Annotated in this window: 23 protein-coding genes and 3 tRNA genes; 20 read left to right on the top strand and 6 right to left on the bottom strand. The window is 41.8% G+C overall.

Annotated elements, in window-relative coordinates; all coding sequences use genetic code 11:
* Positions 1 to 71: 71 nt before the first annotated feature.
* The 17 genes from mraZ to lpxC all read left to right on the top strand — a co-directional run bounded on the left by mraZ (position 72) and on the right by lpxC (position 18,806).
* Positions 72 to 530, top strand: a complete 459-nt coding sequence (mraZ, locus tag DYC50_RS09950) for a division/cell wall cluster transcriptional repressor MraZ (RefSeq protein ID WP_115250036.1) — start codon at positions 72 to 74, stop codon at positions 528 to 530.
* 111 nt (positions 531 to 641) lie between these two features.
* Positions 642 to 1,607 carry a 16S rRNA (cytosine(1402)-N(4))-methyltransferase RsmH gene (rsmH, locus tag DYC50_RS09945; RefSeq protein WP_115250035.1) on the top strand — a complete coding sequence of 322 codons (966 nt, stop codon included), beginning with the start codon at positions 642 to 644 and terminating at the stop codon, positions 1,605 to 1,607.
* Positions 1,608 to 1,609: 2 nt separating this feature from the next.
* Positions 1,610 to 1,930 carry a cell division protein FtsL gene (gene ftsL / locus DYC50_RS09940; protein ID WP_115250034.1) on the top strand — a complete coding sequence of 107 codons (321 nt, stop codon included), beginning with the start codon at positions 1,610 to 1,612 and terminating at the stop codon, positions 1,928 to 1,930.
* A gap of 12 nt (positions 1,931 to 1,942) precedes the next feature.
* Positions 1,943 to 3,742, top strand: coding sequence for a peptidoglycan glycosyltransferase FtsI (gene ftsI, locus DYC50_RS09935; protein WP_115250033.1), 1,800 nt, complete (start codon positions 1,943 to 1,945; stop codon positions 3,740 to 3,742).
* Positions 3,743 to 3,762: 20 nt separating this feature from the next.
* Positions 3,763 to 5,238, top strand: a complete 1,476-nt coding sequence (gene murE, locus DYC50_RS09930) for a UDP-N-acetylmuramoyl-L-alanyl-D-glutamate--2,6-diaminopimelate ligase (RefSeq protein ID WP_115250032.1) — start codon at positions 3,763 to 3,765, stop codon at positions 5,236 to 5,238.
* Positions 5,235 to 6,617 (top strand): UDP-N-acetylmuramoyl-tripeptide--D-alanyl-D-alanine ligase, encoded by a 1,383-nt coding sequence (murF, locus tag DYC50_RS09925; protein ID WP_115250031.1) that lies wholly within the window; start codon positions 5,235 to 5,237, stop codon positions 6,615 to 6,617. The genes murE and murF overlap by 4 nt, the downstream gene beginning before the upstream one ends.
* Positions 6,611 to 7,693: a phospho-N-acetylmuramoyl-pentapeptide-transferase gene (gene mraY, locus DYC50_RS09920; RefSeq protein WP_115250030.1), complete on the top strand. Its 1,083-nt coding sequence runs from the start codon at positions 6,611 to 6,613 to the stop codon at positions 7,691 to 7,693. Before murF ends, mraY begins: the two co-directional genes overlap by 7 nt.
* Before the next feature lie 18 nt (positions 7,694 to 7,711).
* Positions 7,712 to 9,022, top strand: a complete 1,311-nt coding sequence (murD, locus tag DYC50_RS09915) for a UDP-N-acetylmuramoyl-L-alanine--D-glutamate ligase (protein WP_115250028.1) — start codon at positions 7,712 to 7,714, stop codon at positions 9,020 to 9,022.
* An 11-nt stretch (positions 9,023 to 9,033) separates the two neighbouring features.
* Positions 9,034 to 10,212: a putative lipid II flippase FtsW gene (ftsW, locus tag DYC50_RS09910; RefSeq protein ID WP_115250027.1), complete on the top strand. Its 1,179-nt coding sequence runs from the start codon at positions 9,034 to 9,036 to the stop codon at positions 10,210 to 10,212.
* 11 nt (positions 10,213 to 10,223) lie between these two features.
* On the top strand, positions 10,224 to 11,282 hold the full coding sequence (murG, locus tag DYC50_RS09905; protein WP_115250026.1) for an undecaprenyldiphospho-muramoylpentapeptide beta-N-acetylglucosaminyltransferase: 1,059 nt from the start codon (positions 10,224 to 10,226) through the stop codon (positions 11,280 to 11,282).
* Positions 11,283 to 11,304: 22 nt separating this feature from the next.
* The gene (murC, locus tag DYC50_RS09900; RefSeq protein ID WP_115250025.1) at positions 11,305 to 12,735 is read left to right on the top strand and encodes a UDP-N-acetylmuramate--L-alanine ligase; all 1,431 of its coding nucleotides are present in this window, start codon (positions 11,305 to 11,307) and stop codon (positions 12,733 to 12,735) included.
* Positions 12,736 to 12,746: 11 nt separating this feature from the next.
* Positions 12,747 to 13,673: a D-alanine--D-alanine ligase gene (locus DYC50_RS09895; RefSeq protein WP_115250024.1), complete on the top strand. Its 927-nt coding sequence runs from the start codon at positions 12,747 to 12,749 to the stop codon at positions 13,671 to 13,673.
* Positions 13,673 to 14,437, top strand: coding sequence for a cell division protein FtsQ/DivIB (locus DYC50_RS09890; RefSeq protein WP_115250023.1), 765 nt, complete (start codon positions 13,673 to 13,675; stop codon positions 14,435 to 14,437). The genes DYC50_RS09895 and DYC50_RS09890 overlap by 1 nt, the downstream gene beginning before the upstream one ends.
* A 43-nt stretch (positions 14,438 to 14,480) precedes the next feature.
* Positions 14,481 to 15,758: a cell division protein FtsA gene (gene ftsA, locus DYC50_RS09885; protein WP_115250022.1), complete on the top strand. Its 1,278-nt coding sequence runs from the start codon at positions 14,481 to 14,483 to the stop codon at positions 15,756 to 15,758.
* 19 nt (positions 15,759 to 15,777) lie between these two features.
* A complete protein-coding gene (locus DYC50_RS09880) occupies positions 15,778 to 16,380 on the top strand; it encodes an FtsZ/tubulin family protein (RefSeq protein WP_115250021.1) in 603 nt (200 codons plus the stop codon).
* 175 nt (positions 16,381 to 16,555) lie between these two features.
* Positions 16,556 to 17,854, top strand: coding sequence for a cell division protein FtsZ (gene ftsZ, locus DYC50_RS09875; protein WP_115250020.1), 1,299 nt, complete (start codon positions 16,556 to 16,558; stop codon positions 17,852 to 17,854).
* A gap of 34 nt (positions 17,855 to 17,888) precedes the next feature.
* Positions 17,889 to 18,806 (top strand): UDP-3-O-acyl-N-acetylglucosamine deacetylase, encoded by a 918-nt coding sequence (gene lpxC / locus DYC50_RS09870; RefSeq protein WP_115250019.1) that lies wholly within the window; start codon positions 17,889 to 17,891, stop codon positions 18,804 to 18,806.
* A 101-nt stretch (positions 18,807 to 18,907) separates the two neighbouring features.
* On the opposite strand, the gene rnhA is transcribed toward lpxC, so the two are convergent.
* Positions 18,908 to 19,372 (bottom strand): ribonuclease HI, encoded by a 465-nt coding sequence (rnhA, locus tag DYC50_RS09865; RefSeq protein WP_115250018.1) that lies wholly within the window; start codon positions 19,370 to 19,372, stop codon positions 18,908 to 18,910.
* Between the two features lie 79 nt (positions 19,373 to 19,451).
* Here rnhA and dnaQ point away from each other — a divergent pair, with 79 nt between their 5' ends.
* From dnaQ to DYC50_RS09850, 3 genes are all read left to right on the top strand, one after another.
* Positions 19,452 to 20,219, top strand: coding sequence for a DNA polymerase III subunit epsilon (gene dnaQ / locus DYC50_RS09860; RefSeq protein WP_115250017.1), 768 nt, complete (start codon positions 19,452 to 19,454; stop codon positions 20,217 to 20,219).
* A gap of 87 nt (positions 20,220 to 20,306) precedes the next feature.
* Positions 20,307 to 20,383, top strand: a tRNA-Asp gene (locus tag DYC50_RS09855).
* A 12-nt stretch (positions 20,384 to 20,395) separates the two neighbouring features.
* Positions 20,396 to 20,472, top strand: a tRNA-Asp gene (locus DYC50_RS09850).
* 243 nt (positions 20,473 to 20,715) lie between these two features.
* Here the strand turns inward: DYC50_RS09850 and DYC50_RS09845 are convergent.
* From DYC50_RS09845 to frdA, 5 genes are all read right to left on the bottom strand, one after another.
* Positions 20,716 to 20,805, bottom strand: a tRNA-Ser gene (locus DYC50_RS09845).
* 101 nt (positions 20,806 to 20,906) lie between these two features.
* On the bottom strand, positions 20,907 to 21,251 hold the full coding sequence (frdD, locus tag DYC50_RS09840; RefSeq protein ID WP_115250016.1) for a fumarate reductase subunit FrdD: 345 nt from the start codon (positions 21,249 to 21,251) through the stop codon (positions 20,907 to 20,909).
* Positions 21,252 to 21,262: 11 nt separating this feature from the next.
* Entirely contained in the window at positions 21,263 to 21,658 is a 396-nt protein-coding gene (frdC, locus tag DYC50_RS09835) for a fumarate reductase subunit FrdC (protein ID WP_103855772.1), read from the bottom strand.
* 12 nt (positions 21,659 to 21,670) lie between these two features.
* Positions 21,671 to 22,441, bottom strand: a complete 771-nt coding sequence (locus DYC50_RS09830; protein ID WP_103853250.1) for a succinate dehydrogenase/fumarate reductase iron-sulfur subunit — start codon at positions 22,439 to 22,441, stop codon at positions 21,671 to 21,673.
* Complete coding sequence (gene frdA, locus DYC50_RS09825) at positions 22,434 to 24,233, bottom strand: fumarate reductase (quinol) flavoprotein subunit (protein ID WP_115250015.1); 1,800 nt, start codon at positions 24,231 to 24,233, stop codon at positions 22,434 to 22,436. Before frdA ends, DYC50_RS09830 begins: the two co-directional genes overlap by 8 nt.
* Positions 24,234 to 24,239 lie beyond the last annotated feature (6 nt).

The following is a 24,239-nucleotide window of genomic DNA, read 5'->3' as shown; positions in this document are numbered from 1 at the left end:
TGTTTTGTGGTAAAAATTGCAAAATTCTGTAAAAAATAACCGCACTTATTTTTAACAAGAGATCTCAAACAATGTTTCGTGGCGCATCATCGGTAAATCTGGATTCAAAGGGACGGCTTGCCATTCCCACCCGTTACCGTGCCGAGATCCTAGAAAAAAATAATGGGCAAATGGTTTGCACCGTGGATATTCGCCAACCTTGCTTGTTACTTTATCCCTTAGATGAATGGGAAATTGTTGAGCAAAAATTATTAAGTTTGTCGAATTTTGATCCTGTGCAACGCAGTTTACAGCGTGTGATGCTCGGTTATGCCACGGAATGTGAGCTGGATAGTGTAGGGCGAATTTTAATCAGCGCGCCATTACGCCAGCACGCGAAACTAGAAAAAAGCACAATGTTAGTGGGCCAGCTAAATAAATTTGAAATTTGGAGCGATGTGGAGTGGCAGGCTCAAATTCAACAAGATATGGCTCTCGGTGCAAGTGGTCAGCTTGCCCAATCTCCTGAATTAATCACGTTGTCTTTATAAGAGAAGATTAACTTCCGCCAAGACAACGGCACTAGCAGAGATAAGCGGTGTACTTAGGTACACCGCATTATCTCATTTTAACATTTAATTTTTATTATTTAATAACGACTTATGAACGCGCAGAACCTTTTTTCTTCACCTGAACATTTCACCGTTTTATTAAATGAGGCGGTGGACGCTTTGGCGTTGAAAGAAAAAGGCATCTATATTGATGGCACTTTTGGGCGCGGCGGTCATTCTCGTCTGATTTTATCTCGCTTATCCCAAGATGGCAGATTAATCGCCATTGATCGCGATCCGCGTGCGATTGCGGCGGCAGCGCAAATTCAAGATCCGCGTTTTCAGATCGAACACAATAGCTTTTCTGCGATCCCTGAGATCTGCGAAAAATTAGGTTTAGTCGGTAAGATTGACGGTATTTTGCTCGATCTTGGTGTATCTTCCCCTCAACTAGATGAAGCTGAACGTGGGTTTAGCTTTATGAAAGACGGCCCGCTTGATATGCGAATGGATACCACCCAAGGTTTATCAGCGGCAGAATGGTTGCAACAGGTTTCTGAGCAAGATTTAGCTTGGGTGCTGAAAACCTTTGGCGAAGAGCGTTTTGCTAAGCGCATTGCACAAGCCATTGTTAATTATAATAAAAATGCACGTCAAAATGGCACAGAACCACTTAATCGCACCTTGCAATTAGCTGAGCTGATTGCGCAATCGGTTCCTTTTAAAGATAAACATAAACACCCAGCTACGCGTAGTTTTCAGGCAATTCGTATTTTCATTAATGCTGAATTGGAAGAACTAGAACGTGTCTTGCAAGGGGCTCTACAAGTATTAGCGCCACAAGGACGTTTGTCGATCATCAGCTTCCATTCTCTTGAAGATCGTATGGTGAAACATTTTATGCGTAAGCAAAGCAAGGGCGAAAGTTTGCCGAAAGGCTTGCCGTTGCGTGAAGATCAAATTCAGCGTAGCCAAACCTTAAAAACCATTGGCAAGGCGATTATGCCAAGTGAACAAGAAATTGCCCAAAATGCCCGCTCAAGAAGTGCGGTGCTGCGTATTGCGGAGAGAGTATAAAAATGGTTGAAAATTCAGAACGTTATCCATTAGCTTCAATGCTCTCAGAAGATTTATTCAGTTCGAATAAATTAATCATTTTGCTGTTTATTTTAATCCTTTGTAGTGCCTTAGGGACAATTTGGATAACCCATAAAACCCGCGCCTTAGTGATGCAAAAAGGAGAGTTGCTTTGGCAACATCAAGCCTTAGAAAATGAATATTTAAGTTTGAAATTGGAAGAAGCAACACAAAGCGATAATAACCGTATTGAGGCCATTGCCAAAACCAAGTTAAAAATGGATAGAACCCGTTCAGAACAGGAAGTACTGCTTGTTGAGTAGTTGGAGGGGAAGATGAAAAAGAAAAGTCAAAGTATAAGACGTAGTAGCAAAACGAGCAGTTCAGTTAAACGTAACAAGCCGAAAATTTCTTACACCAACAGCTTTATCCGCTGGCGTTTTTGGGTGGCTGTGGGCATTATGATTACCCTATTATCCACTCTTGCGGCAAGAGCGATTTATTTACAAGGCGTAAACCCTGAACCTTTGATGGTTGAGGCAGACAAACGTTCCGTGCGCACGCAGGAAATTCTTTCTGTGCGTGGTTCAATTTTAGATCGTAATGGACAGTTATTATCCGTTAGCGTACCAATGTATTCAGTGGTGGCTGATCCTAAATTCATCTTTAAAGAAAATTCATTGCAAGATAAAGAACGTTGGCAAGCGCTCGCAAAAGCACTCAAAGTACCTTACAAAGATTTAATTAAACGCATTGAAAAATCGCCTTCGTCAAGATTTATTTATTTATCTCGTCAGGTTTCACCAACCATTTCAGACTATGTGAAACAGCTGAAAATCAAAGGGGTAACCTTAAAAACCGAAGCGCGCCGTTTTTATCCACGAGTAGAAGAAACCGCTCATTTAATTGGCTACACCAATATTGATGGTGAGGGTATTGAAGGTATTGAAAAAAGTTTTAATTCCTTGCTAGTGGGGAAATCGGGTTCACGCACTTACCGCAAAGATAAATTTGGGCGTGTGGTGGAAGATATTGCCGATGTTAAAAAATACGATGCACATAATGTTACGCTAAGTATTGATGAAAAACTGCAATCTATGGTTTACCGTGAAATCAAAAAAGCGGTTGCAGCAAATAAAGCAGAATCAGGCACAGCTGTGTTAGTAGATATTCGCACAGGTGAAGTATTGGCAATGGTGAATGCGCCTTCTTATAACCCGAATAATCGTACTGGCGTGAAAGCGGATCTTATCCGCAACCGTGCAGTAACGGATATTTTTGAGCCAGGTTCTACGGTAAAACCTTTTGTTGTTTTAACCGCACTTCAACGCGGCGTGGTGGGACGTCATCAAGTGATTAATACAGGGCGTTTAGTGCTAAATGGACACGAAGTCAAAGATGTGGCACCAAGAGATAGCCAAACCCTTGATGAAATTTTAGAAAACTCCAGTAACCGTGGTGTGAGCCGTTTAGCCTTATTAATGCCACCAAGTGCCTTAATGGAAACCTATGAAAATGCAGGCTTAGGAAAACCGACAGAACTTGGGCTAAGCGGTGAGCAATCAGGCTTATTAAATGCAAACCGTAAGCGTTGGGCTGATATTGAGCGTGCTAACGTGGCTTATGGTTATGGCTTGAATGTAACGCCAGTGCAAATTGCACGTGCTTATGTGACCTTAGGCAGTTTCGGGATTTATCGTCCACTTTCTATTACCAAGGTTGATCCGCCTGTTATCGGACAGCGTGTATTTTCCGAGAAAATCACCCGTGAAGTGGTGAATATGATGGAAAAAGTGGCGATCAAAAATAAACGCGCAATGGTGGAAGGTTATCGCGTTGGGATCAAAACAGGGACAGCGAAAAAACTAGAAAAAGGCCGTTATGTGGATAAATATATTGCTTACACCGCAGGCATTGCACCAGTGAGCGATCCACGCTATGCACTGATTGTTTTGATCAATGAGCCGAAAGCGGGGCAATATTATGGTGGGGCGGTTTCTGCACCATTGTTCTCAAATATTATGGGCTATGCGTTACGAATGAATAACGTTCCGCCTGATGCGGTGGAGCAACAAAAAGTCGCCAAACGCACCGTTCGTTTAAATACTCAGAAAAAAGATGAAACAACGAACTAATTTTTGATCAAGGAAAAATAATGAAAAAACTCACCGCACTTTTGGGGATAGAACATTTGCCCCAAGAAGTTGAGCTGACCGAAATGACGTTAGACAGCCGCTCTGCAAAGACTGGCTGTCTTTTCGTTGCTATAAAAGGGCATCAAACGGACGGCAGAAACTACATTCCGCAAGCAATTAGCAATGGCGCAAGTGCGGTGCTTTTTGAAGCTGATTTTGCTCAGCAACACTTAACCGTCAAAATGGAACAAGGCATTCCGCTCATTGCCTATTATGAATTACCGCAACATTTATCACGTCTTGCAGGGCAATTTTATAATGATCCTTCAGCCCATTTAACCCTTGTTGGCGTAACAGGAACGAATGGCAAAACCACGGTGGCTCAGCTTGTGGCGCAGTGGGCGAACTTGCTTGGACATAAAAGTGCAGTAATGGGAACCATTGGCAATGGCTTGCTTGGGCAAATTAAGGAAGCGGCAAATACCACAGGTTCAGCCATTGAAATTCAATCCACCCTCGCAGAATTTGTACAGGCTGGCGCAGATTTTGCTGCCATTGAAGTGTCATCACACGGCTTAGTGCAACATCGTGTTGAAGCACTGCAATTTGCCGTGGCTATTTTTACCAACCTGAGTCGTGATCATCTTGATTATCACCACACAATGGAAAATTATGCTGCTGCGAAATACCGTTTATTTAGCGAGTTACATAGCACGCATAAGGTGATTAACGCCGATGATCCTGTGGGCGCACAATGGTTACAGCAATTACCCAATGCCATTGCGGTGAGCTGTAAAGCCGATTATCAACCAAGCCATAAACAATGGCTCAAAGCAGAGCAAGTTCAATTCCATAACCAAGGTGCGATTATTCATTTCACGTCTAGTTGGGGCGAGGGTGAATTACATAGCCCATTGATTGGCGCATTTAATGTCAGCAATTTATTATTTGCTTTCGCCAGTCTGCTTGCCTTAGGTTATTCTTTAAACGAACTTTGCCAAAGTGCAGGGCAATTACAAGGTGTTTGTGGGCGAATGGAACGTTTGCATGCGGCAAATCAGGCCACGGCGATTGTGGATTATGCGCACACGCCAGATGCCTTAGAAAAAGCGTTGCAAGCGGCACGCTTACATTGTGAAGGCGCGCTTTATTGCGTGTTTGGTTGTGGTGGTGATCGGGATACAGGGAAGCGTCCGCAAATGGCACACATTGCAGAGCAATTTGCTGATTTTGTGATTGTTACGGACGACAACCCACGCACAGAAGATGCCGAAAAAATTATGCAAGACATTCAAGCGGGATTTGTGGATTTAAGCAAGGTGCAGATTATTCATCAGCGTGATCAAGCGATTCAACAAGCGCTCAAAATTGCACAACCGCAAGATGTGGTGCTGATTGCCGGCAAAGGCCACGAAAATTACCAAATTATTGGCACAACGAAATTGCCGTTTTCCGATCAAGCGACAGTAAAACAATATTTTAGTGAAACAAAATGATTAAACTAACCACCCAACAATTGGCTGAGATTCTCAATGGCACGCTTTATGGTGATGGGCGTGTCGCGATTGAAAATATCAGCACGGATACTCGTCAAGCCAATCCGCAAGGGCTATTTTTTGCCTTAAAAGGCGAGCGTTTTGATGGTCATCAATATTTAGCCAATGCCGTGGAGCAAGGAGCATTGGCGCTGATCGTGGATCATCAATGTGAAATAGATGTGCCACAAATTGTCGTTGCGGACACTCGACTTGCCTTAGGGCAGCTAGGCAAATGGCTAAAAGCGCAAATTAACCCTTTGACAGTGGCGATCACGGGATCATCAGGCAAAACCACGGTGAAAGAAATGACTGCCGCCATTTTGCAACAAAGTGCGGGGGATTTTTCCCAAGTTTTATTTACCAACGGTAATTTTAATAATGATATTGGCGTGCCATTAACCTTATTACGCCTTACCCCGCAGCATAAATTTGCGGTGATTGAATTGGGCGCCAATCATCTAGGTGAAATTGCGTACACCACGGAATTAGTGCGTCCTAACGTGGCGATGGTGAATAATGTGGCCGCTGCGCATTTGGAAGGTTTTGGTAGTCTTGCAGGCGTGGCACAAGCCAAAGGCGAAATCTATCAAGGGCTTGCGCAACAAGGCATCGCCTTGATTAATTTAGATTGCAATTATTTGGCGGATTGGCAAAAGAATATTGGCGATCACCAAGTGCGGTCGTTTTCTTTAACAAATTCACAAGCGGATTTTTATGCCACGGATATTCAGCTCAATGGGCAAGGATCGCAGTTCACCTTACACAGCCCACAGGGTGAGATTGCTATTCAGTTGCCTTATTTAGGCGAACATAACATCAGCAATGCGTTGGCAGCAGCCGCGTTAGCGATGAATGTGGGCGCAAGCCTTTCTGATGTGCAACAAGGCTTGGCAAAAGGTGCAAAAGTGAAAGGGCGTTTATTCCCGATTCAGCCTTGCGAAAATTTATTGTTACTCGATGACACTTACAACGCCAATGTAGATTCCTTGCAGTCGGCGATTCAGGTGTTACAAAAATATCCCGCTTTTCGCATTTTAATTGTTGGCGATATGGCAGAATTAGGCGAAAATAGTCAGCTTTGCCATCAGCAAGTGGCGGACGCGGCGAAAGCGGCACAATTAGATTTTGTGGCAAGTTTTGGTCAGGAAAGTGCGGTGATTTCAGCCCAAAATGGCGGAACGCATTTTACTGAACAAGCCGCCTTGGCGGATTTTATTACTCGCTTAATTAAAGAAAAATTAGCACAAAATCAATCCGTTGTGGTGTTAGCCAAAGGCTCTCGCCGAATGCAATTAGAAAATGTAATTGAATTATTAAAGGATAATTTCCAATGTTAGTTTGGCTCGCGGAATATCTCCAGCAATATCAAAGTGGCTTTAATGTCATCTCTTATATTACCGTGCGTGCGATCTTGGCATTATTGACCGCACTGTTAATCTCATTATGGATCGGCCCTAAGGTGATCCGCCGTTTACAAATTCTTAAATTTGGCCAAGAAGTGCGTAATGACGGGCCAGAAAGCCATTTAAGCAAAAAAGGTACGCCAACTATGGGCGGAATTATGATTTTATTCGCCATTACCGTTAGCACCTTGCTTTGGGCAAATTTAGCCAATCCTTATGTTTGGTTTAGCTTATTTGTGTTGCTCGGCTATGGCGCAGTGGGCTTTGTGGACGATTACCGCAAAATCACTCGTAAAAACACGGACGGCTTAATTGCACGCTGGAAATATTTTTGGCTATCGGCCATTGCGCTCGTTGCGGTATTTGGTATGTATGCCGTGGGGAAAGACACCGATGCCACACGCCTTGTCGTACCATTCTTTAAAGAAGTGATGCCGCAGCTTGGCTTGTTCTATATCGTGTTGGCCTATTTTGTGATTGTGGGGACAAGTAACGCGGTGAATTTAACAGACGGCTTAGACGGCCTTGCCATTATGCCGACTGTCTTTGTGGCAGGCGCATTTGCTTTGATTGCGTGGGCAACAGGTAACGTAGAATGGTCAAATTATTTGTATATTCCGCATATTAAATACACTTCTGAGCTGGTGGTGTTCTGTACCGCCATTGTCGGTGCGGGATTAGGCTTCCTCTGGTTTAATACTTACCCAGCGCAAGTGTTTATGGGCGATGTGGGATCGCTTGCACTGGGCGGCGCATTAGGTGTGGTGGCCGTGCTAGTTCGCCAGGAATTTTTATTAGTGATTATGGGCGGTGTGTTTGTAATGGAAACTCTGTCTGTAATTTTGCAAGTTGGTTCTTACAAACTGCGTAAACAGCGTATTTTCCGTATGGCACCTATTCACCATCATTTTGAATTAAAAGGCTGGCCTGAACCGCGCGTGATTATTCGCTTTTGGATTATTTCCTTAATGCTTGTATTACTTGGCTTGGTTACTTTGAAGTTACGTTAAAAAGGTTAAGAGCAAACAATGAATCAATATCAAGATAAAAATATCTGTGTAGTAGGCTTGGGCAAAACAGGGTTGTCTTGCGTGGATTATTTGCTTGCGCAACAAGCTAAGGTTCGCGTAATGGATACCCGCCAATCACCAGCGGGTGTGGAGCAATTACCGCCAAATGTGCCAGTGCATACGGGCGGCTTAAACCCACAATGGCTGCTGGAAAGCGATATGATTGTAATCAGCCCTGGGCTTGCAGTAAAAACACCAGAAATTTACACCGCACTTCAAGCTGGCGTTGAAGTGGTGGGCGATATTGAATTGTTCTGTCGTGCTGCCGATAAACCGATTATTGCCATTACGGGTTCAAACGGCAAAAGCACGGTAACCACCTTAGTGGCAGAAATGGCGAAAGCCGCAGGCTTAAAGGTGGGAATGGGCGGCAATATTGGCATTCCAGCCCTTTCTTTGCTTGAACAAAACCATGATATTTATGTGCTAGAACTGTCGAGCTTTCAACTGGAAACCACTTACAGCTTAAAAGCCATTGCCGCGACCGTATTAAATGTGAGCGAAGATCATATGAATCGTTATGTGGATTTAGAAGATTATCGCCAAGCCAAATTAAAAATTTATCATCATTGCCAAACTGCGGTGATTAATGCAGAAGATCCGCTAACCCAACAAGACGGCACTGAGCGAGCGAAGCGCCAAGTGAGCTTTGGCGAAACGAACGCAGATTATTGGCTAAAAAGCGAAAACGGTAAGCAATATTTAATGGCTTATGAAGAAATGATTTTACCTTGCGATGAAATAAAATTGACGGGTCGTCATAATTATATGAATGCACTGGCCGCCATTGCCTTGGCACAAAGTGCGGGGATAAATTTGCAAGGAATTTGCACCGCACTTCGTGAATTTACAGGGCTAGATCACCGTTTTCAATTAGCTCATTTTGCCCAAGGTGTGCGTTGGATTAACGATTCCAAAGCCACTAATGTGGGTAGCACCGTGGCGGCGCTCACTGGCTTGCAGGTGGCAGGTAAACTTTATTTATTACTCGGCGGTGATGGCAAAGGTGCTGATTTTTCTGAACTCGCTGCGTTGATTAATCAACCGCATATTGAATGTTATTGTTTTGGGCAAGATGGCGAAAAATTGGCGCAACTTTCAGATCAAAGTCATTTGTTTGACACAATGGAACAAGCGATTGAAGCCTTTCGTCCGCAACTCAAGGCTGGTGATATGGTCTTGCTTTCTCCAGCTTGTGCGAGCCTTGATCAATTTGCCTCATTTGAAAAGCGTGGCGAAGAATTTACCCGCTTAGCCAAATTAAGTTAGGAAAAGGGATAATGGAATTTACTGATAAATTAAAAAGTTATACCCAGATTACGACAGATAATTTGCTTTATGATCGTGCTTTATGGTGGCTATTTATCACGCTTTTATTAGTGGGAATGATTGCGGTATCTTCTGCGTCAATTCCAGTGGGTGATCGCTTATTTCAGGATTCGTTCCATTTTGCCAAACGTGATGCGGTTTATGTAGTGCTTTCTATTTCTGCGTGCTACTGCGTGTTAAATATCCCAATGGAATTTTGGGAGAAAAAATATGGTTACATCTTTTGGCTAGCCATCTTTTTGTTGGTTTTAGTGTTAATCCCCGGGATTGGGGCAAAAATTAACGGAGCAAGACGTTGGATTCCACTCGTGCTGTTTAACTTTCAGCCTGCAGAATTTGCCAAGTTAGCGCTTATTTGTTTTTTATCGAGCTATTTTACGCGCCGTTATGATGAAGTGCGTAGCCGCAAACTGAGCGCGTTCAAACCAATGCTTGTGATGGCGCTGTTTGGTGGCTTGCTCATTGCTCAGCCCGATTTAGGAAGTACCATTGTATTATTCGTGATTACCTTTGGGTTATTGTGGATTGTGGGAGCAAATTTCTGGCAATTCTTTACCTTAGTTTGTGCAGGCGTGCTATTGTTGCTTTGGCTAGCTTTTGCATCGGCTTACCGTTTAAAACGAATGACAGGCTTTTGGGAACCTTTCAAAGATCCTTATGGTAGCGGTTTCCAGCTTACAAACTCTTTAATGGCCTTTGGACGCGGCGAAATTACAGGCGAAGGGCTGGGTAATTCGATCCAAAAATTAGAATATCTGCCTGAAGCGCACACAGACTTTGTTATGGCGGTTGTGGGGGAAGAATTTGGTTTAATCGGTATTCTTTTTGTCATCACTTTACTCAGCTTGCTAGTTTTCCGTGCGTTAAAAATTGGCAAGGAATCATTATTGCTAGAACAACGTTTTAAAGGCTTTTTCGCCTTTGGAATTGGTTTTTGGATTTGTTTCCAAGGCGTGGTGAATTTAGGAATGGCTTTGGGGATTTTACCGACCAAAGGTTTAACGTTCCCATTAGTGAGTTATGGTGGCTCGAGCTTAATTATTATGTCGGTGAGCATCGGCGTACTACTGCGTATTGATCACGAAAACCGTTTAATGCGTAGTGGACAAGCACGTTTAAGAGATAATTAAAAGGACACATTGTGGCACAACAAAAAAAACGTTTATTGGTGATGGCAGGTGGAACAGGTGGACACGTTTTCCCTGCTATTGCGGTTGCACAATATTTACAGCAACAGGGTTGGGAAATCTGTTGGCTTGGCACGCAAGATCGTATGGAAGCACAATTGGTGCCGAAACACGGTATCCCGATTAAATTTATCCAAATTTCGGGCTTGCGTGGCAAAGGCATAAAGGCTTTGCTTGCTGCACCATTTAAAATTGTACGAGCGATTTTCCAAGCGAAAAAAATTATTCAGGACTATCAGCCTAATGCCGTGCTTGGTATGGGCGGTTATGTTTCAGGGCCGGGTGGCGTGGCGGCAAAATTATGCGGTGTACCCATTGTGTTACACGAACAAAATGCCGTGGCAGGACTAACAAATTCTTGGTTAGCCAAAATTGCAACCCGAGTGTTGCAAGCGTTTCCTAACACCTTTCCAAATACGGAAGTGGTGGGCAACCCTGTGCGTCAATCCTTGTTTGAAATGCCAAGCCCTGCACAGCGTTTCGCTGAGCGTTCAGGTAAATTAAGAGTGCTTGTGGTGGGTGGCAGCCAAGGCGCGCGCGTGTTAAATCTCACTTTGCCGAAAGTGGTGGAAGCCTTAGGGGATAAATTGACCGTTCGCCATCAAGTGGGGGCAAATATGTCGGAAAAAATCACCGCACTTTATCCGCAAGGGGCTGATGTACAAGTAACGGATTTTATTGATGATATGGCAGAAGCCTATGGCTGGGCGGATATTGTGATTTGTCGTTCAGGCGCATTAACGGTGTGCGAACTTGCCGCTGTAGGGACGCCCGCAATTTTCGTGCCGTTCCAACATAAAGACAGACAACAATATTTGAATGCGAAATATTTAGCGGACGTGGGTGCTGCTAAGATTATCGAACAAAAAGATCTCACGCCAGAAGCCCTAATTGAGATGTTGAACCAATTTGATCGTAGCCAATTATTAACAATGGCGGAAAAAGCCAAGGCAATGGCAACACCAAAATCTGCTCAGCAAGTAGCAGAAGTGATTATTAATGTGGCGAAATAAAAGAATAACAAGAGGCAGAGCAATGAAAGAATTTCAAAAACGAGTAAGACAAACCGTGCCAGAAATGCGTCGTGTGAAACAAATTCATTTTGTCGGCATTGGTGGTGCGGGAATGGGCGGTATCGCGGAAGTTTTGTTGAATGAAGGTTACCAAGTAACGGGATCGGATATTGCGGAAAATGCAGTAACGCAACGCTTAAGTGTGTTAGGCGCAAAAATTTATTTTTCTCATCAAGCGGCCAATGTTGATGGCGCGAGTGTGGTGGTGGTATCCAGCGCCATTAAAGATGATAACGTAGAAGTGGTGGAAGCGCACAATAACCGTATTCCTGTGATTCAACGCGCGCAAATGTTAGCGGAAATTATGCGTTTCCGTCACGGCATTGCCATTGCGGGGACACACGGCAAAACCACAACAACCGCAATGATCTCAATGATTTATGCGCAGGCAGGGCTTGATCCGACTTTCGTAAATGGTGGATTGGTGAAATCAGCTGGCACAAATGCTCATTTAGGCGCAAGCCGTTATTTAATCGCAGAAGCGGACGAAAGCGATGCGTCTTTTTTACACTTACAGCCAATGGTTTCGGTGGTGACCAATATTGAGCCTGACCATATGGAAACCTATCACGGTGATTTTGAAGAAATGAAACAAACCTATGTGAATTTCTTACATAATTTACCGTTTTATGGCTTAGCGGTAATGTGTGCAGACGATCCTGTGTTACTTGAGTTGATTCCAAAAGTTGGGCGTCAAGTGATTACTTATGGCTTTAGTGAAAATGCAGATTATCGTATTGAAGATTATCAGCAAACGGGTTTTCAAGGGCATTACACCGTGGTTACGCCACAAGGTGAACGCGTCAATGTATTGCTTAACGTACCGGGTAAGCATAATGCGTTAAATGCAACCGCAGCCTTTGCCGTGGCAAAAGAAGAGGGTATTAGCAACGAGGCTATTTTAGCTGCCTTAGCGGATTTCCAAGGCGCAGGACGCCGTTTTGATCAGCTTGGTCAGTTTATTCGTCCTAACGGAAAAGTGATGTTAGTGGACGATTATGGGCATCACCCAACAGAAGTGGACGTAACCATTGAAGCAGCGAAAAAAGGTTGGGAAAACAAACGAATTGTGATGATTTTCCAACCGCACCGTTATTCGCGTACGCGAGATTTATTTGATGATTTTGTGCAAGTACTATCTCAAGTTGATGTGCTATTAATGCTTGATGTGTATGCCGCAGGTGAAGCACCAATCGCAGGCGCGGATAGCCGTTCGTTATGCCGTTCTATTCGCAATTTAGGCAAAGTTGATCCGATTTTTGTGGCAGAACAAGACAGCCTAGCAGAAATTTTGGATCAGGTGATTCAAGATGGTGATTTAATCCTTGCACAAGGGGCTGGGAATGTGAGTAAATTATCCCGTCAATTAGCGGAATGTTGGACAGAGAATTAATTGGAAGCAGTATGAAAAAAACATTAAAACAAGAAAAAATTGCCGTATTACTTGGCGGAACGTCTGCCGAGCGTGAGATTTCACTTAATTCAGGTGAAGCCGTACTTAATGCGTTAAAAAGCTTTGGTTATGACGCGCATCCAATTGATCCAAAAACCTTTCCTGTGGCGGAATTAAAACAACAGGGCTTTGATCGTGTATTCAATATTTTGCACGGACGTGGTGGGGAAGACGGCACAATGCAAGGCTTGCTTGAGCAAATTGGTATTCCTTACACAGGCTGTGGAGTAATGGCATCTGCCTTAACAATGGATAAAATGCGGACTAAAATGCTGTGGAAAGCTTTTGGCTTGCCAGTGGCGAATATGGAAGTGGTTACTAAAGACAGCTTTGCTGAATTTGATCCGCAAGCGGTTGTAGAAAAATTAGGCTTACCATTAATGGTAAAACCTTCTTTAGAAGGCTCTAGTGTGGGCTTGAAAAAAGTAAAACAGCTTGATGAATTAAAAAGTGCGGTGCAATTTGCTTTAGGTTTTGATGATACTATTTTGATTGAAGAATGGCTTGCAGGTGATGAATTTACTGTGCCTGTTTTAGATAATGAAGTGTTGCCAGCGATCAAAATCGTGCCTGAAGGTGAGTTTTATGATTATGAAGCGAAATACGTTTCCGATAACACGCAATATTTTTGTCCAGCAGGTTTAGCTGAGGAACGCGAGCAAGAATTGCGTCAATTAGTGAAACGCGCCTATGATGCAGTAGGTTGCCGTGGTTGGAGTCGTATTGATGTAATGATGGACGGTGAAGGACAATTTCGCTTAGTGGAAGTGAACACGAACCCAGGAATGACCAGCCATAGTTTATTCCCGAAATCAGCGGCAACCGTGGGTTATTCTTTCGAACAGCTTGTAGAGAAAATTTTGGAGCTTAGTGTTTAATGAGTTTATGGCATAAAGCAACGCAGAATGTCAGAAGTGGGGGACAAAAATCACGCATTTTTGTGCCTGTAAAATTGCTTGTTGTGTTACTATGCTTAGGGCTATTCTTTTATGCTTACTCAAATTGGCAAAACTGGTTAGAGAAACTTGATGATCGCCCGATTAGTGGCTTTAATTTAGTGGGTTCGCCAACCTTTACCACAGATTCTGATGTGCGTGAAGTTATTGCGACAATGGACGATTTAAAAGGGTTTTGGGGACAAGATGTTAATTTGGTGCGTGAACAAATCCAAACAATGCCTTGGGTTAAGCAAGCGATTGTAAGAAAAATTTGGCCTGATCGGCTCAGTATTTTATTGAGTGAATATACCCCAGTTGCAATTTGGAACGACAATGAATTTGTTTCACCTGAAGGGGTTGTATTTAAGTTGCCGATGGATAAATTAGCCGATAAAAATTTACCGCAGTTAGCAGGCCCTGACTACACCAGTTTAGCTGTTCTTGAAGCGTGGAAGAAAATTTATAGCGAATTAAAAGCGAAAAATTTAACCTTAAAATCATTGCGCATTGATGATCGTGAAGCTTGGCAGTTAGAGCTTGAAAATGGCGTGATTTTGAAATTGGGACGAGGCGAATGGAAGTCAAAACTTGATCGTTTTGTTACCATTTATCCAGAAATTGAAGTTCCAGAAAATAAACGATTAGCTTATGTGGATTTACGATATAACGTAGGTGCTGCTGTGGGATTAGTAGATAAAGAATAAATCAGCAGTGTGAATTTTAACCAGATAACAAAGACGTGAGAAAATGGCAAAAATTGTGGAATCAAAAACTGTTGTGGGCTTAGAAATTGGCACTTCTAAGGTGGTTGCCGTAGTTGGCGAAGTCTTGCCTGATGGCGTAGTGAATGTGCTAGGTGTAGGGAGCAGTCCATCAAAAGGTATTGATAAGGGGAGTATTACCGATTTAAATGCGGTGATTACTTCTATTCAACGCGCTGTTGAAGCAGCGGAATCTGTGGCAGATTGTCAGATCATCAGTGTAACCTTAGCCATTACGGGCGATCACATTCAAAGTTTGAATGAAAGTGGTTTTGTACCTATTGCAGAGGGCGAAGTAACCCAAGAAGAAATTGATTCTGCTATGCACACAGCAAGCTCAGTGAAAATGGGCGAAGGCTTGTCTTTATTGCATATTATTCCGCAAGAATATGCGGTTGATAAGCAAATGAATATTAAAGATCCGCTCGGTTTACAAGGTGTACGCTTAAAAGCACAAGCGCACTTAATTGCTTGTCATCAAGATTGGTTAAACAATTTGAAAAAAGCAGTAGAGCGTTGCAAATTAAAAGTGGAAAAAATTGTTTATTCTGGCGTTGCATCAGGTTATTCCGTATTAACGGAAGATGAAAAAGATCTCGGCGTATGCTTAATTGATTTTGGCGCTGGCACAATGGATATTGTGGTTTATACCAATGGGGCATTGCGTTTCAGTAAAGTGATTCCTTACGCAGGAAACCGCGTTACTGATGATATTGCTTATGCTTGCGAAACCTCCAGAGCGGAAGCTGAACGCATTAAAGTAAATTATGGCAGTGCATATAATCCACCATCTAGCCACCCCGATAAACGTATTGAGGTCGCTGGCATTGGCGGACGCGCGCCTCGCGTGTTGAGTAAAGAGCAATTATCTATCGTTACTTCTGCGCGTTATGACGAGCTACTTGGTTTAGTCAATCGCGAACTAAATCAACTTAAATATGAATTAGAAAGCAGACAAATGAAATTTGAGCTAATCGCGGGTGTAGTTATTACAGGCGGTGGCGCGCAAATGGAAGATCTAAAACAATGTGCAGAAAGAGTATTTGGTACACAAGTGCGCATTGGTAGTCCGCTAAATATTACAGGTCTAACAGATTATGTTAGCAAGCCACAATATTCTACCGTAGTTGGCTTATTGCAATATAACCATAATGATGAAGATGAAAGCCCTCTGAGTGATCAATATGGTTCAGAAGAAAGCTTTTTCTCTACGGTTTGGTCTGGCTTTAAAAAATTCGTCAATAAAGTGAAGTCAGAATTTTAATACTTAAAAGGAAACCAAAATGAATGATATTTTATTAATCAGTGTTCTTGGTGTGGGCAGTTATGGCGCAAAAGCAATGAATATGATTATGGATAAAATGCAAAAAAATAATCAAGATGATACTTTTATTACCAATAAAAATAGTAATGAATTTGTATTTTATGCCATTGATACAGACTCTCAGACTTTAACCAACAGCAAGGTGCAGGATTCATTATTATTAAGCGATGCGCTTGATCAGGAATCACTCGCAGATCAAAAGCTAGAAGAAAAATTGCAGCAAATGGTTGGTGATAGCGATTTAGTCATTTTGGTTGCTGGAATGGGCGGGCAAACTGCATCAACATTGACGCCAGCCATTGCAGATAGACTAAAAGCGATCAATATTCCAACAACCGCGGTGGTGTTTAAACCCTTTGGTTTTGAGGGGGAAAAATCTGAGCAAAATGCCGAAATTGGCATTAGTAAATTAGCTAAATTAGTCACCACGCTTAAAGTATTAGAAAATAATGATGTAACGGCTAAAGCACAAAATCAATCAGAACAGCAAATTTTTGCCCAAGTAGATTCAGAAGTGGCTGATTTTGTATTAAGTTTTAGCGAAAAACATTTTGTCGCTTAAAAATAAAAGTGCGGTGAAAAAATTACGATTTTTTTATTCTTTTTTCGTGATTTTTTGGAAATTTTCTCAATAAAGTGCGGTCTAAATTTTGAGAATTTCTATTTTTCATCTACAATAAGAGCAATTTAGGTTTTAATTTTGTGCTAAGAGCAATAAGCACGGACGGAGAATGAGTATGTTTGAACCAGTGGAGTATGATGTTAGTGATGTTGGCGGAGCCACGATAAAGGTTATTGGCGTTGGTGGTGCAGGTGGAAATGCAATTAATTATATGATTGAGAATATGATTAATTATAATGGCGAAGCGAATAATGCTCCATTTGGCGATAATATCTTAAATTTCCCAGAAGTAGATGATGGGACCTATGGCCGAGTTATTTTTTATGCTGTAAATACGGACGCAAAAGATTTGCGTCAAAGTAAAGCTCAACATACTATTCAAATCGGCGAAAATATCACAAAAGGATTAGGAGCTGGTGCTAATCCTAATATTGGCCGTCAAGCAGCAGAAGAAGATCAAGATGCTATTCGTTCAATGCTTGAAGGTGCTGATATGGTCTTTATTGCTGCAGGTATGGGGGGCGGCACAGGAACAGGTGCATCTCCAGTAATTGCTCAAATTGCAAAAGAATTGGGGATTTTGACTGTTGCAGTAGTAACTAAACCTTTTGCTTTTGAAAGAGGTAGAAGAATTCAATTTGCTGAAATTGGAATCAATGAATTATCTAAACACGTTGATTCTTTAATCGTTATTCCTAATGAAAACTTAGTTCGTGTGTGTGGTAAAAATATCACTTTACAATCAGCTTTTGCTGCGGCAAATGATGTATTACGTAATGCGGTAATGGGAATTTCTGATATGATCACCAGTCCTGGACTAATCGCAGTGGATTTTGCAGATGTTAAAACTGTTATGTTAGGAATGGGAAGAGCGATGATGGGATCAGGCGTTGCTGAAGGTGAAGCAGGTAGTGGGCGAGCTGAAAAAGCTGCTCAAGAAGCAATTGCAAGTCCATTGCTAGAAGATGTTGATCTATCTGGTGCGAAAGGTATTATTGTGAATGTTACCTCTGGATTTGATTTAACTTTAGATGAATTTACCATTATCGGTAATACAGTAGGAAGCTTTGCTGATGATGAAGCTACAGTAGTTATCGGTACAGCTTTAATGCCAGAGATGACGAATGAAATTAGAGTAACTGTTGTTGCTACGGGATTAGGTAGTAATCATAGTTCTCAAAATATGCGATTTGCGCCTAAAATGCCACCGTTAGAAGAGTCTTCTTATGGTAAATCAGAGACTCAGGGAAATATCAAACAAGATAAGCCCCTACAATCTGGAGCAAATGTTTATAAGCCATCTGAACAAAGTCAAACTCAGCCAGATCGCCCAACAAATTTAGGTAACAGAAATATTAATATTTTTGATACACCAAGCTTTATGCGTAATAAAGAGCAAGATAATAAGCAATAAATCTTATTGTTATGCAATAGATTTAGGATAGATTATGATTAAACAAAGAACCTTAAAACAGAGTATTAAAGTAACAGGTGTGGGGCTACATAGTGGAAACAAAGTAACCCTAACTTTACGTCCAGCAATGGCAAATACTGGGGTGATTTACTGCCGTACGGATTTAAACCCACCAGTAACGTTTCCAGCTAATGCGAATGCGGTGCGTGATACAATGCTTTGTACTTGTTTGATAAATGAAGAAGGCATTCGTATTTCAACGGTAGAGCATTTGAATGCTGCCTTAGCAGGCTTAGGCATTGATAATGTAATTATTGAAGTGGACGCGCCAGAAATTCCAATTATGGACGGCAGCGCAAGCCCATTCATTTATCTTTTATTAGATGCAGGCATTGAAGAACAAAATGCGGCGAAAAAATTTATTCGCGTGAAAAAGCCAATTCGTGTGGAAGACGGTGATAAATGGGCAGAATTTAAACCTTACAACGGTTTCCGTTTAGATTTCACCATTGATTTTAATCACCCAGCCATTGGTAAAGATGTGCGTAATTATGTGATGGATTTCTCCGCGCAAGCGTTCGTGCAACAAATTAGCCGAGCAAGAACCTTTGGTTTTATGAAAGACATTGAATATTTGCAATCACAAGGCTTAGCGTTAGGTGGTAGCCTAGATAACGCTATTGTGCTTGACGATTATCGCATCTTAAATGAAGATGGTCTTCGCTTTAAAGATGAGCTAGTACGCCACAAAATGCTTGATGCTATTGGTGATTTATATATGTGTGGTTATAACATCATCGGTGATTTCAAAGCCTATAAATCAGGACACGGCTTAAATAACAAATTATTAAGAGCTTTGCTTGAAGATCAAGAAGCGTGGGAGTTTGTTACCTTTGAAGATAAACAAACTGTACCACAGGGCTATTTATCGCCAGCTCAAGTATTTATTTAATTGAATGATTATTTATATAACAAAGGGTTAATTCTGTTGAATTAACCCTTTTTCTTTATGTGATTATTGTGATTGCTTGGCATAACAGAATCGAGTCTAGATTAGGCTGGTTGATAGCCAACATCTTCTAACGTGGGATTTTCTGCACCTTGTTTAGCTAATTCATCGCAAATTTCATTTTCACGATGGCCACTATGTCCTTTCACCCAGTGCCAATTTATTTGATGAGGCTGAATAGCTTGATCTAAGGCGAACCATAGATCTTGGTTTTTTACTGCTTTCCCTGTACTGGACTTCCAATTATTTTTTTTCCAATTAAAAATCCATTTTGTTATCCCATTTTTCATATATTGGCTATCACTATGTAAGGTAATGGCGCAAGGTTCTTTTAAGGTTTGTAGGGCTTCAATTACCGCGCGTAGTTCCATTCGGTTATTGGTTGTTTCAAAATAGCCTTTAGAAATTTGTTTTTCGTGTGCTTTATAACGCAATAGAATACCAATACCGCCTTTCCCGGGGTTACCTAAGCAAGAACCATCAGTAAAAATTTCAATTTGTTTTAACATTGTTTATGAGAATTTTAGCTATAAATTTTCTTTAATTAAGGCGATAATACCGCAAAATGATTTAAAGAGATAGGATTGTATGACAGATTCAGTAATTCCACAGCGTCAAATAGTGCTAGATACCGAAACAACAGGAATGAACCAGTTAGGAAAGCATTATCTCGGACACGGCATCATTGAAATTGGTGCGGTAGAAATGGTTAATCGCAAATACACAGGGCGTAAACTGCATTTATATATTAAGCCAGATCGTGAAGTAGATCCCGAAGCGATTAAGGTTCACGGTATCACCGATGAAATGTTAAAAGATAAGCCTAGTTTCCCTGAAATTGCACAAGAATTTATTGATTTTATCAAAGGGGCAGAGTTACTCATTCATAATGCGCCGTTTGATGTGGGCTTTATGGATTATGAATTTGAAAAGCATAATATTCCCGTAAAAACGAGTGATATTTGTGTAGTAACCGATACCTTGCAAATGGCTCGCCAAATGTATCCAGGGAAACGCAATAGCTTAGACGCACTTTGTGATCGTTTGCATATTGATAATAGTAAACGAACCTTGCACGGCGCATTGCTAGATGCGGAAATTTTAGGGGACGTTTATTTGGCAATGACTGGCGGACAAACCAGTTTATTTGAGGAAAGTGATGCAGAGCCAGTTTCAAATGAGCAAGAGATCGAAATTGAAGTACAAAGTGCGGTGAATTTTTCCCAAGATTTTGTTGTGCTTGCTGCTGATGAAGAAGAATTAACGGCGCATTTGGAATACCTCAAGCTCATTAATAAAAAAAGTAAAGAAAATTGTTTATGGATTAAACGAACTGAAAATGATGTTATTCATTAACGATTGTTAATTAACCAGTTGAGCATTTGCCGATAAAAATTGCTTGACCCAATTGTCATTCAAGATTATTATTCACCCCGTTAAAGCGGAGTGGTAGTTCAGCTGGTTAGAATACCTGCCTGTCACGCAGGGGGTCGCGGGTTCGAGTCCCGTCCATTCCGCCAATTCCTAGATTCGGAGCGGTAGTTCAGCTGGTTAGAATACCTGCCTGTCACGCAGGGGGTCGCGGGTTCGAGTCCCGTCCGTTCCGCCAATCTAATTTCACTTCTTAAATCTCAAAATTTAATTTTCTCTTACCCTTTTATATAGCTTATTTTGTACAGCTTAAAATAATTTGTTTTAAGTTCATTCGCTATTTAATCTATTGCGAGTTTATTTCTGAATATTTCTATCGGTAAAAGTAGAATATGAAAGGTTAGGGAGAGCCTAGCTAAGAAACGTTATTAAGAAAAGAATATTAAGAAAAAAGCCAGCTATTAAGCTGGCTTTTAGAATGTGGCGGAGGAAAAGAGATTCGAACTCTTGGAGGGCGTAAACCCTCGCCGGTTTTCAAGACCGGTGCCTTCAACCACTCGACCATTCCTCCGTAAGTGCGGTGAATAATAAAGGCTTGAAGGAAATACGTCAAGTAATAATTTTTTAGATCATTAAATTCGTATTTCCTTTTTTTCCTAGTCCAATAATAATTTAGATTTTAAATACAGCAAAGATTGTTAATAGAGAAAATAAACAAGCTAAGCCGTAAAAAATCACACCTGCTGCAGGAATATGCACTTTAAAGTCGTGCAATCCTAGGTGTACACGGTGAATACCGCACCAAGCAGGGAAAATGAGTAGGGCAAGGATAATTAGCTTACCAATCCAAGTGCTAGCAAAGGCAATGATGTTATCTGGAGAGATAAGATCAAAAGGAAGTAAGAAACCAAAAATTAGCACAAGAACAGGGAAGAATACGGCACTGATTGCACCGCCCGCACCAAATAATAACCATACAACAGGTTCATTTGAACGTTTTGGATTTTGTTTATTCATATTCTTATTTCCTATACGAGAATTAAGGTAATAATGCTAACGAAAGCGGTGATCCCCCAGAATACACGAGAGATCAATTTGGCATCTAGGCGTTCATTTTTCACAATAATATTGGCCATTTGTGGTGCCATATTAAAGAACGTGTAGCTATTTAATAGCACTGCACCAAGAGTGATGATGTTTAAAATCACCACGATTGGGTTTTGCAAGAAATGAACAAAATTTGTGGCGAATGTGCCATTGCCTAGGCAAATTAAGCCGTAAAATAGCTCTAAACAAAACCATAGGGTTGGAACGGCTGTGCTTTCACGCAATACATAGAATTTGTAAAAATCTAACTTTTTCCACCAAGTTGGTTTCACTTCACGCACATATTTTTTGCGTTTGCTTGCGGTTACTGTTGTCATTTTACTTCTCCTTTAGTTTTGCGGTTTTAACATTGCAAAAACGTAGTCTTTCGCACTTTCGATTTTGCCTTGGTTCACTGCGGAGGCTGGATTAACGTGTTTTGGACACACTTCAGAACAGTAACCCACGAATGTACAGCTCCACACCCCGTTATCGCCGTTAAGAATTTTCATTCGTTCAGCTTTACCATGATCGCGATTATCAAGGTTATAGCGATGTGCCAATGTAATTGCAGCAGGGCCGACAAATTCTGGATTTAAACCGAATTGTGGGCAAGCGGCATAGCATAAACCACAGTTGATACACATTGAGAATTGACGATATTTCTCTAATTGTGCTGGTGTTTGCTTAGTACGGCTTTTCGCTAATTCCGCCGATGGGTGCGGTTTGCCATCTAATGGCGGCGCTTCATTACCGATAATATAAGGCTTAATGCTTTCTAAACTTTCGATAAAGTGGCTGAGATCCACCACTAAATCACGCTCAATTGGGAAGTTAGCCAATGGTTCAATACGCATATGACCGCTGTAATCACGCAAGAAAGTTTTACAAGCGAGTTTAGGCTTATCGTTTACCATCATTCCGCACGAACCACAAATTGCCATACGACAAGACCAACGGTAAGACAATTCAGGCTCAAGTTTATCTTTAATATAACCAAGTGCATCTAACAATGAGGTTTGGCTATCATAAGGCACTTGGTAAGTTCTTAAATAAGGTTCTTTATCCACTTCAGGGTTATAACGCAGAACCTCAATATTCATCATTGCTTGATTAGCCATTTGTTTGCTCCTTAGCTTTCGCTGCCACTTCTTGCGCTTCAGCTTCCGCACCATAAACACGTTTTGCAGGTTGAGATTTTGTGATTTTCACTGGGCTGTATTCAATGCGTGGCATACCATCTTCATTGTAGAAAGCCAAAGTGTGTTTTAAGTAATTCACATCATCACGTTCTGTGTAGTCTAAACGTTGGTGAGCACCACGAGATTCTTTACGCTCAATGGCTGAATTCGCGATAGATTGTGCTACATCTAAAATGTAACCTAGTTCTACGGTATAAAGCACATTGGTGTTGAACACGCTTGAGCGATCAGCAATGCGAATTCGTTTATAACGTTCTTTTAGTTCAGCAATTTTATCAACGGTTTGTTGCATACTTTCTTGGGTACGATAAATACCACAACCTTCCTCCATTGAATCGCCCATTTCATCACGGATTTGTGACCAAGATTCAGTACCCTCTTGGTTATATAAATCTTCTAAACGTTGGATTACATCGCGCGCTTGTGCATCTACCGCTGTTTGGTTGGCAGGTGCGGCTTCAGTAGCACGTTTTGCTGCATATTCACCGGCAACACGGCCTAATACCACTAATTCAGCAAGTGAGTTAGAACCTAAACGGTTTGCACCGTGCAAGCCTGATGAAGCACATTCACCCACAGCAAATAAACCTTTAATACGAGTTTCGCTGTTGAAGTCCACTTCAATACCCCCCATTGTGTAATGCACAACAGGGCGCACAGGAATTGGTGCTTTGGCAGGATCAACACCCTCATAAGCGTTAGCCAGTTCACAAATAAATGGTAAACGTTCGTGCAAATATTTTTCACCTAAATGACGTAAGTCAAGATGAACCACGTCCACGCCTTTTGCGGTTTTTAAGGTGTTGCCTTTACGCCATTCTTGCCAGAATGCTTGCGACACTTTATCACGCGGGCCTAATTCCATATATTTATTTTCAGGTTTACCGATTGGCGTTTCAGGGCCTAGACCATAATCTTGTAAATAGCGGTAACCGTCTTTATTGACTAAAATACCACCTTCACCACGACAACCCTCTGTCATCAAAATCCCAGTATTTGGTAAACCAGTTGGGTGATATTGTACGAATTCCATATCACGCAATGGCACACCGTGGCGATAGGCCATTGATAAACCATCACCAGTTACAATACCGCCGTTGGTATTGAAGCGGAATGCACGACAACCACCACCGGTTGCGATAATCACCGCATTGGCATTGATTTGCACCAATGTGCCTTCCATCATATTCATTGCCACCATACCACGAGCGTGGCCATCATCAACAAGAATATCTAACACGAAATGCTCATCAAAGCGTTGAATTTGCGGGAATTGCATTGAAGTTTGGAAAAGGGTATGTAACAAGTGGAAGCCTGTTTTATCGGCAGCGAACCAAGTACGTTCAATTTTCATACCACCGAAACGGCGCACATTCACATCACCGTCTTGTTTACGGCTCCAAGGGCAGCCCCAGCGTTCTAATTGCGTCATCTCAACAGGGGAATGTTCTACAAAGTATTCCACCACATCTTGTTCACATAACCAATCGCCCCCAGCTACGGTATCGTGGAAATGTTTATCATAAGAGTCTTCTTCCTTGATTACTGCAGCGGCGCCTCCTTCTGCTGCCACAGTATGGCTACGCATAGGGTAAACTTTTGAAACTAAGGCAATTTTAAGGTTTGGATTTGCCTGTGCTGCTGCAATTGCCGCTCGTAAACCACCGCCACCAGCGCCAACAATTGCAATATCGACATTAACAGTTTGCACGATTTC

This window comes from Avibacterium avium (assembly GCF_900454535.1).
Lineage (GTDB): Bacteria > Pseudomonadota > Gammaproteobacteria > Enterobacterales > Pasteurellaceae > Avibacterium > Avibacterium avium.
Note: the sequence above shows the minus strand (reverse complement) of the source record. Positions and strands in the feature narration are given on the sequence as shown.

Coding starts and splice junctions, on each gene's coding strand:
- mraZ (WP_115250036.1), top strand. CDS start 72: ATGTTTCGTGGCGCATCATCGGTAAATCTGGATTCAAAGGGACGGCTT.
- rsmH (WP_115250035.1), top strand. CDS start 642: ATGAACGCGCAGAACCTTTTTTCTTCACCTGAACATTTCACCGTTTTA.
- ftsL (WP_115250034.1), top strand. CDS start 1,610: ATGGTTGAAAATTCAGAACGTTATCCATTAGCTTCAATGCTCTCAGAA.
- ftsI (WP_115250033.1), top strand. CDS start 1,943: ATGAAAAAGAAAAGTCAAAGTATAAGACGTAGTAGCAAAACGAGCAGT.
- murE (WP_115250032.1), top strand. CDS start 3,763: ATGAAAAAACTCACCGCACTTTTGGGGATAGAACATTTGCCCCAAGAA.
- murF (WP_115250031.1), top strand. CDS start 5,235: ATGATTAAACTAACCACCCAACAATTGGCTGAGATTCTCAATGGCACG.
- mraY (WP_115250030.1), top strand. CDS start 6,611: ATGTTAGTTTGGCTCGCGGAATATCTCCAGCAATATCAAAGTGGCTTT.
- murD (WP_115250028.1), top strand. CDS start 7,712: ATGAATCAATATCAAGATAAAAATATCTGTGTAGTAGGCTTGGGCAAA.
- ftsW (WP_115250027.1), top strand. CDS start 9,034: ATGGAATTTACTGATAAATTAAAAAGTTATACCCAGATTACGACAGAT.
- murC (WP_115250025.1), top strand. CDS start 11,305: ATGAAAGAATTTCAAAAACGAGTAAGACAAACCGTGCCAGAAATGCGT.
- DYC50_RS09895 (WP_115250024.1), top strand. CDS start 12,747: ATGAAAAAAACATTAAAACAAGAAAAAATTGCCGTATTACTTGGCGGA.
- DYC50_RS09890 (WP_115250023.1), top strand. CDS start 13,673: ATGAGTTTATGGCATAAAGCAACGCAGAATGTCAGAAGTGGGGGACAA.
- ftsA (WP_115250022.1), top strand. CDS start 14,481: ATGGCAAAAATTGTGGAATCAAAAACTGTTGTGGGCTTAGAAATTGGC.
- DYC50_RS09880 (WP_115250021.1), top strand. CDS start 15,778: ATGAATGATATTTTATTAATCAGTGTTCTTGGTGTGGGCAGTTATGGC.
- ftsZ (WP_115250020.1), top strand. CDS start 16,556: ATGTTTGAACCAGTGGAGTATGATGTTAGTGATGTTGGCGGAGCCACG.
- lpxC (WP_115250019.1), top strand. CDS start 17,889: ATGATTAAACAAAGAACCTTAAAACAGAGTATTAAAGTAACAGGTGTG.
- rnhA (WP_115250018.1), bottom strand. CDS start 19,372: ATGTTAAAACAAATTGAAATTTTTACTGATGGTTCTTGCTTAGGTAAC.
- dnaQ (WP_115250017.1), top strand. CDS start 19,452: ATGACAGATTCAGTAATTCCACAGCGTCAAATAGTGCTAGATACCGAA.
- frdD (WP_115250016.1), bottom strand. CDS start 21,251: ATGAATAAACAAAATCCAAAACGTTCAAATGAACCTGTTGTATGGTTA.
- frdC (WP_103855772.1), bottom strand. CDS start 21,658: ATGACAACAGTAACCGCAAGCAAACGCAAAAAATATGTGCGTGAAGTG.
- DYC50_RS09830 (WP_103853250.1), bottom strand. CDS start 22,441: ATGGCTAATCAAGCAATGATGAATATTGAGGTTCTGCGTTATAACCCT.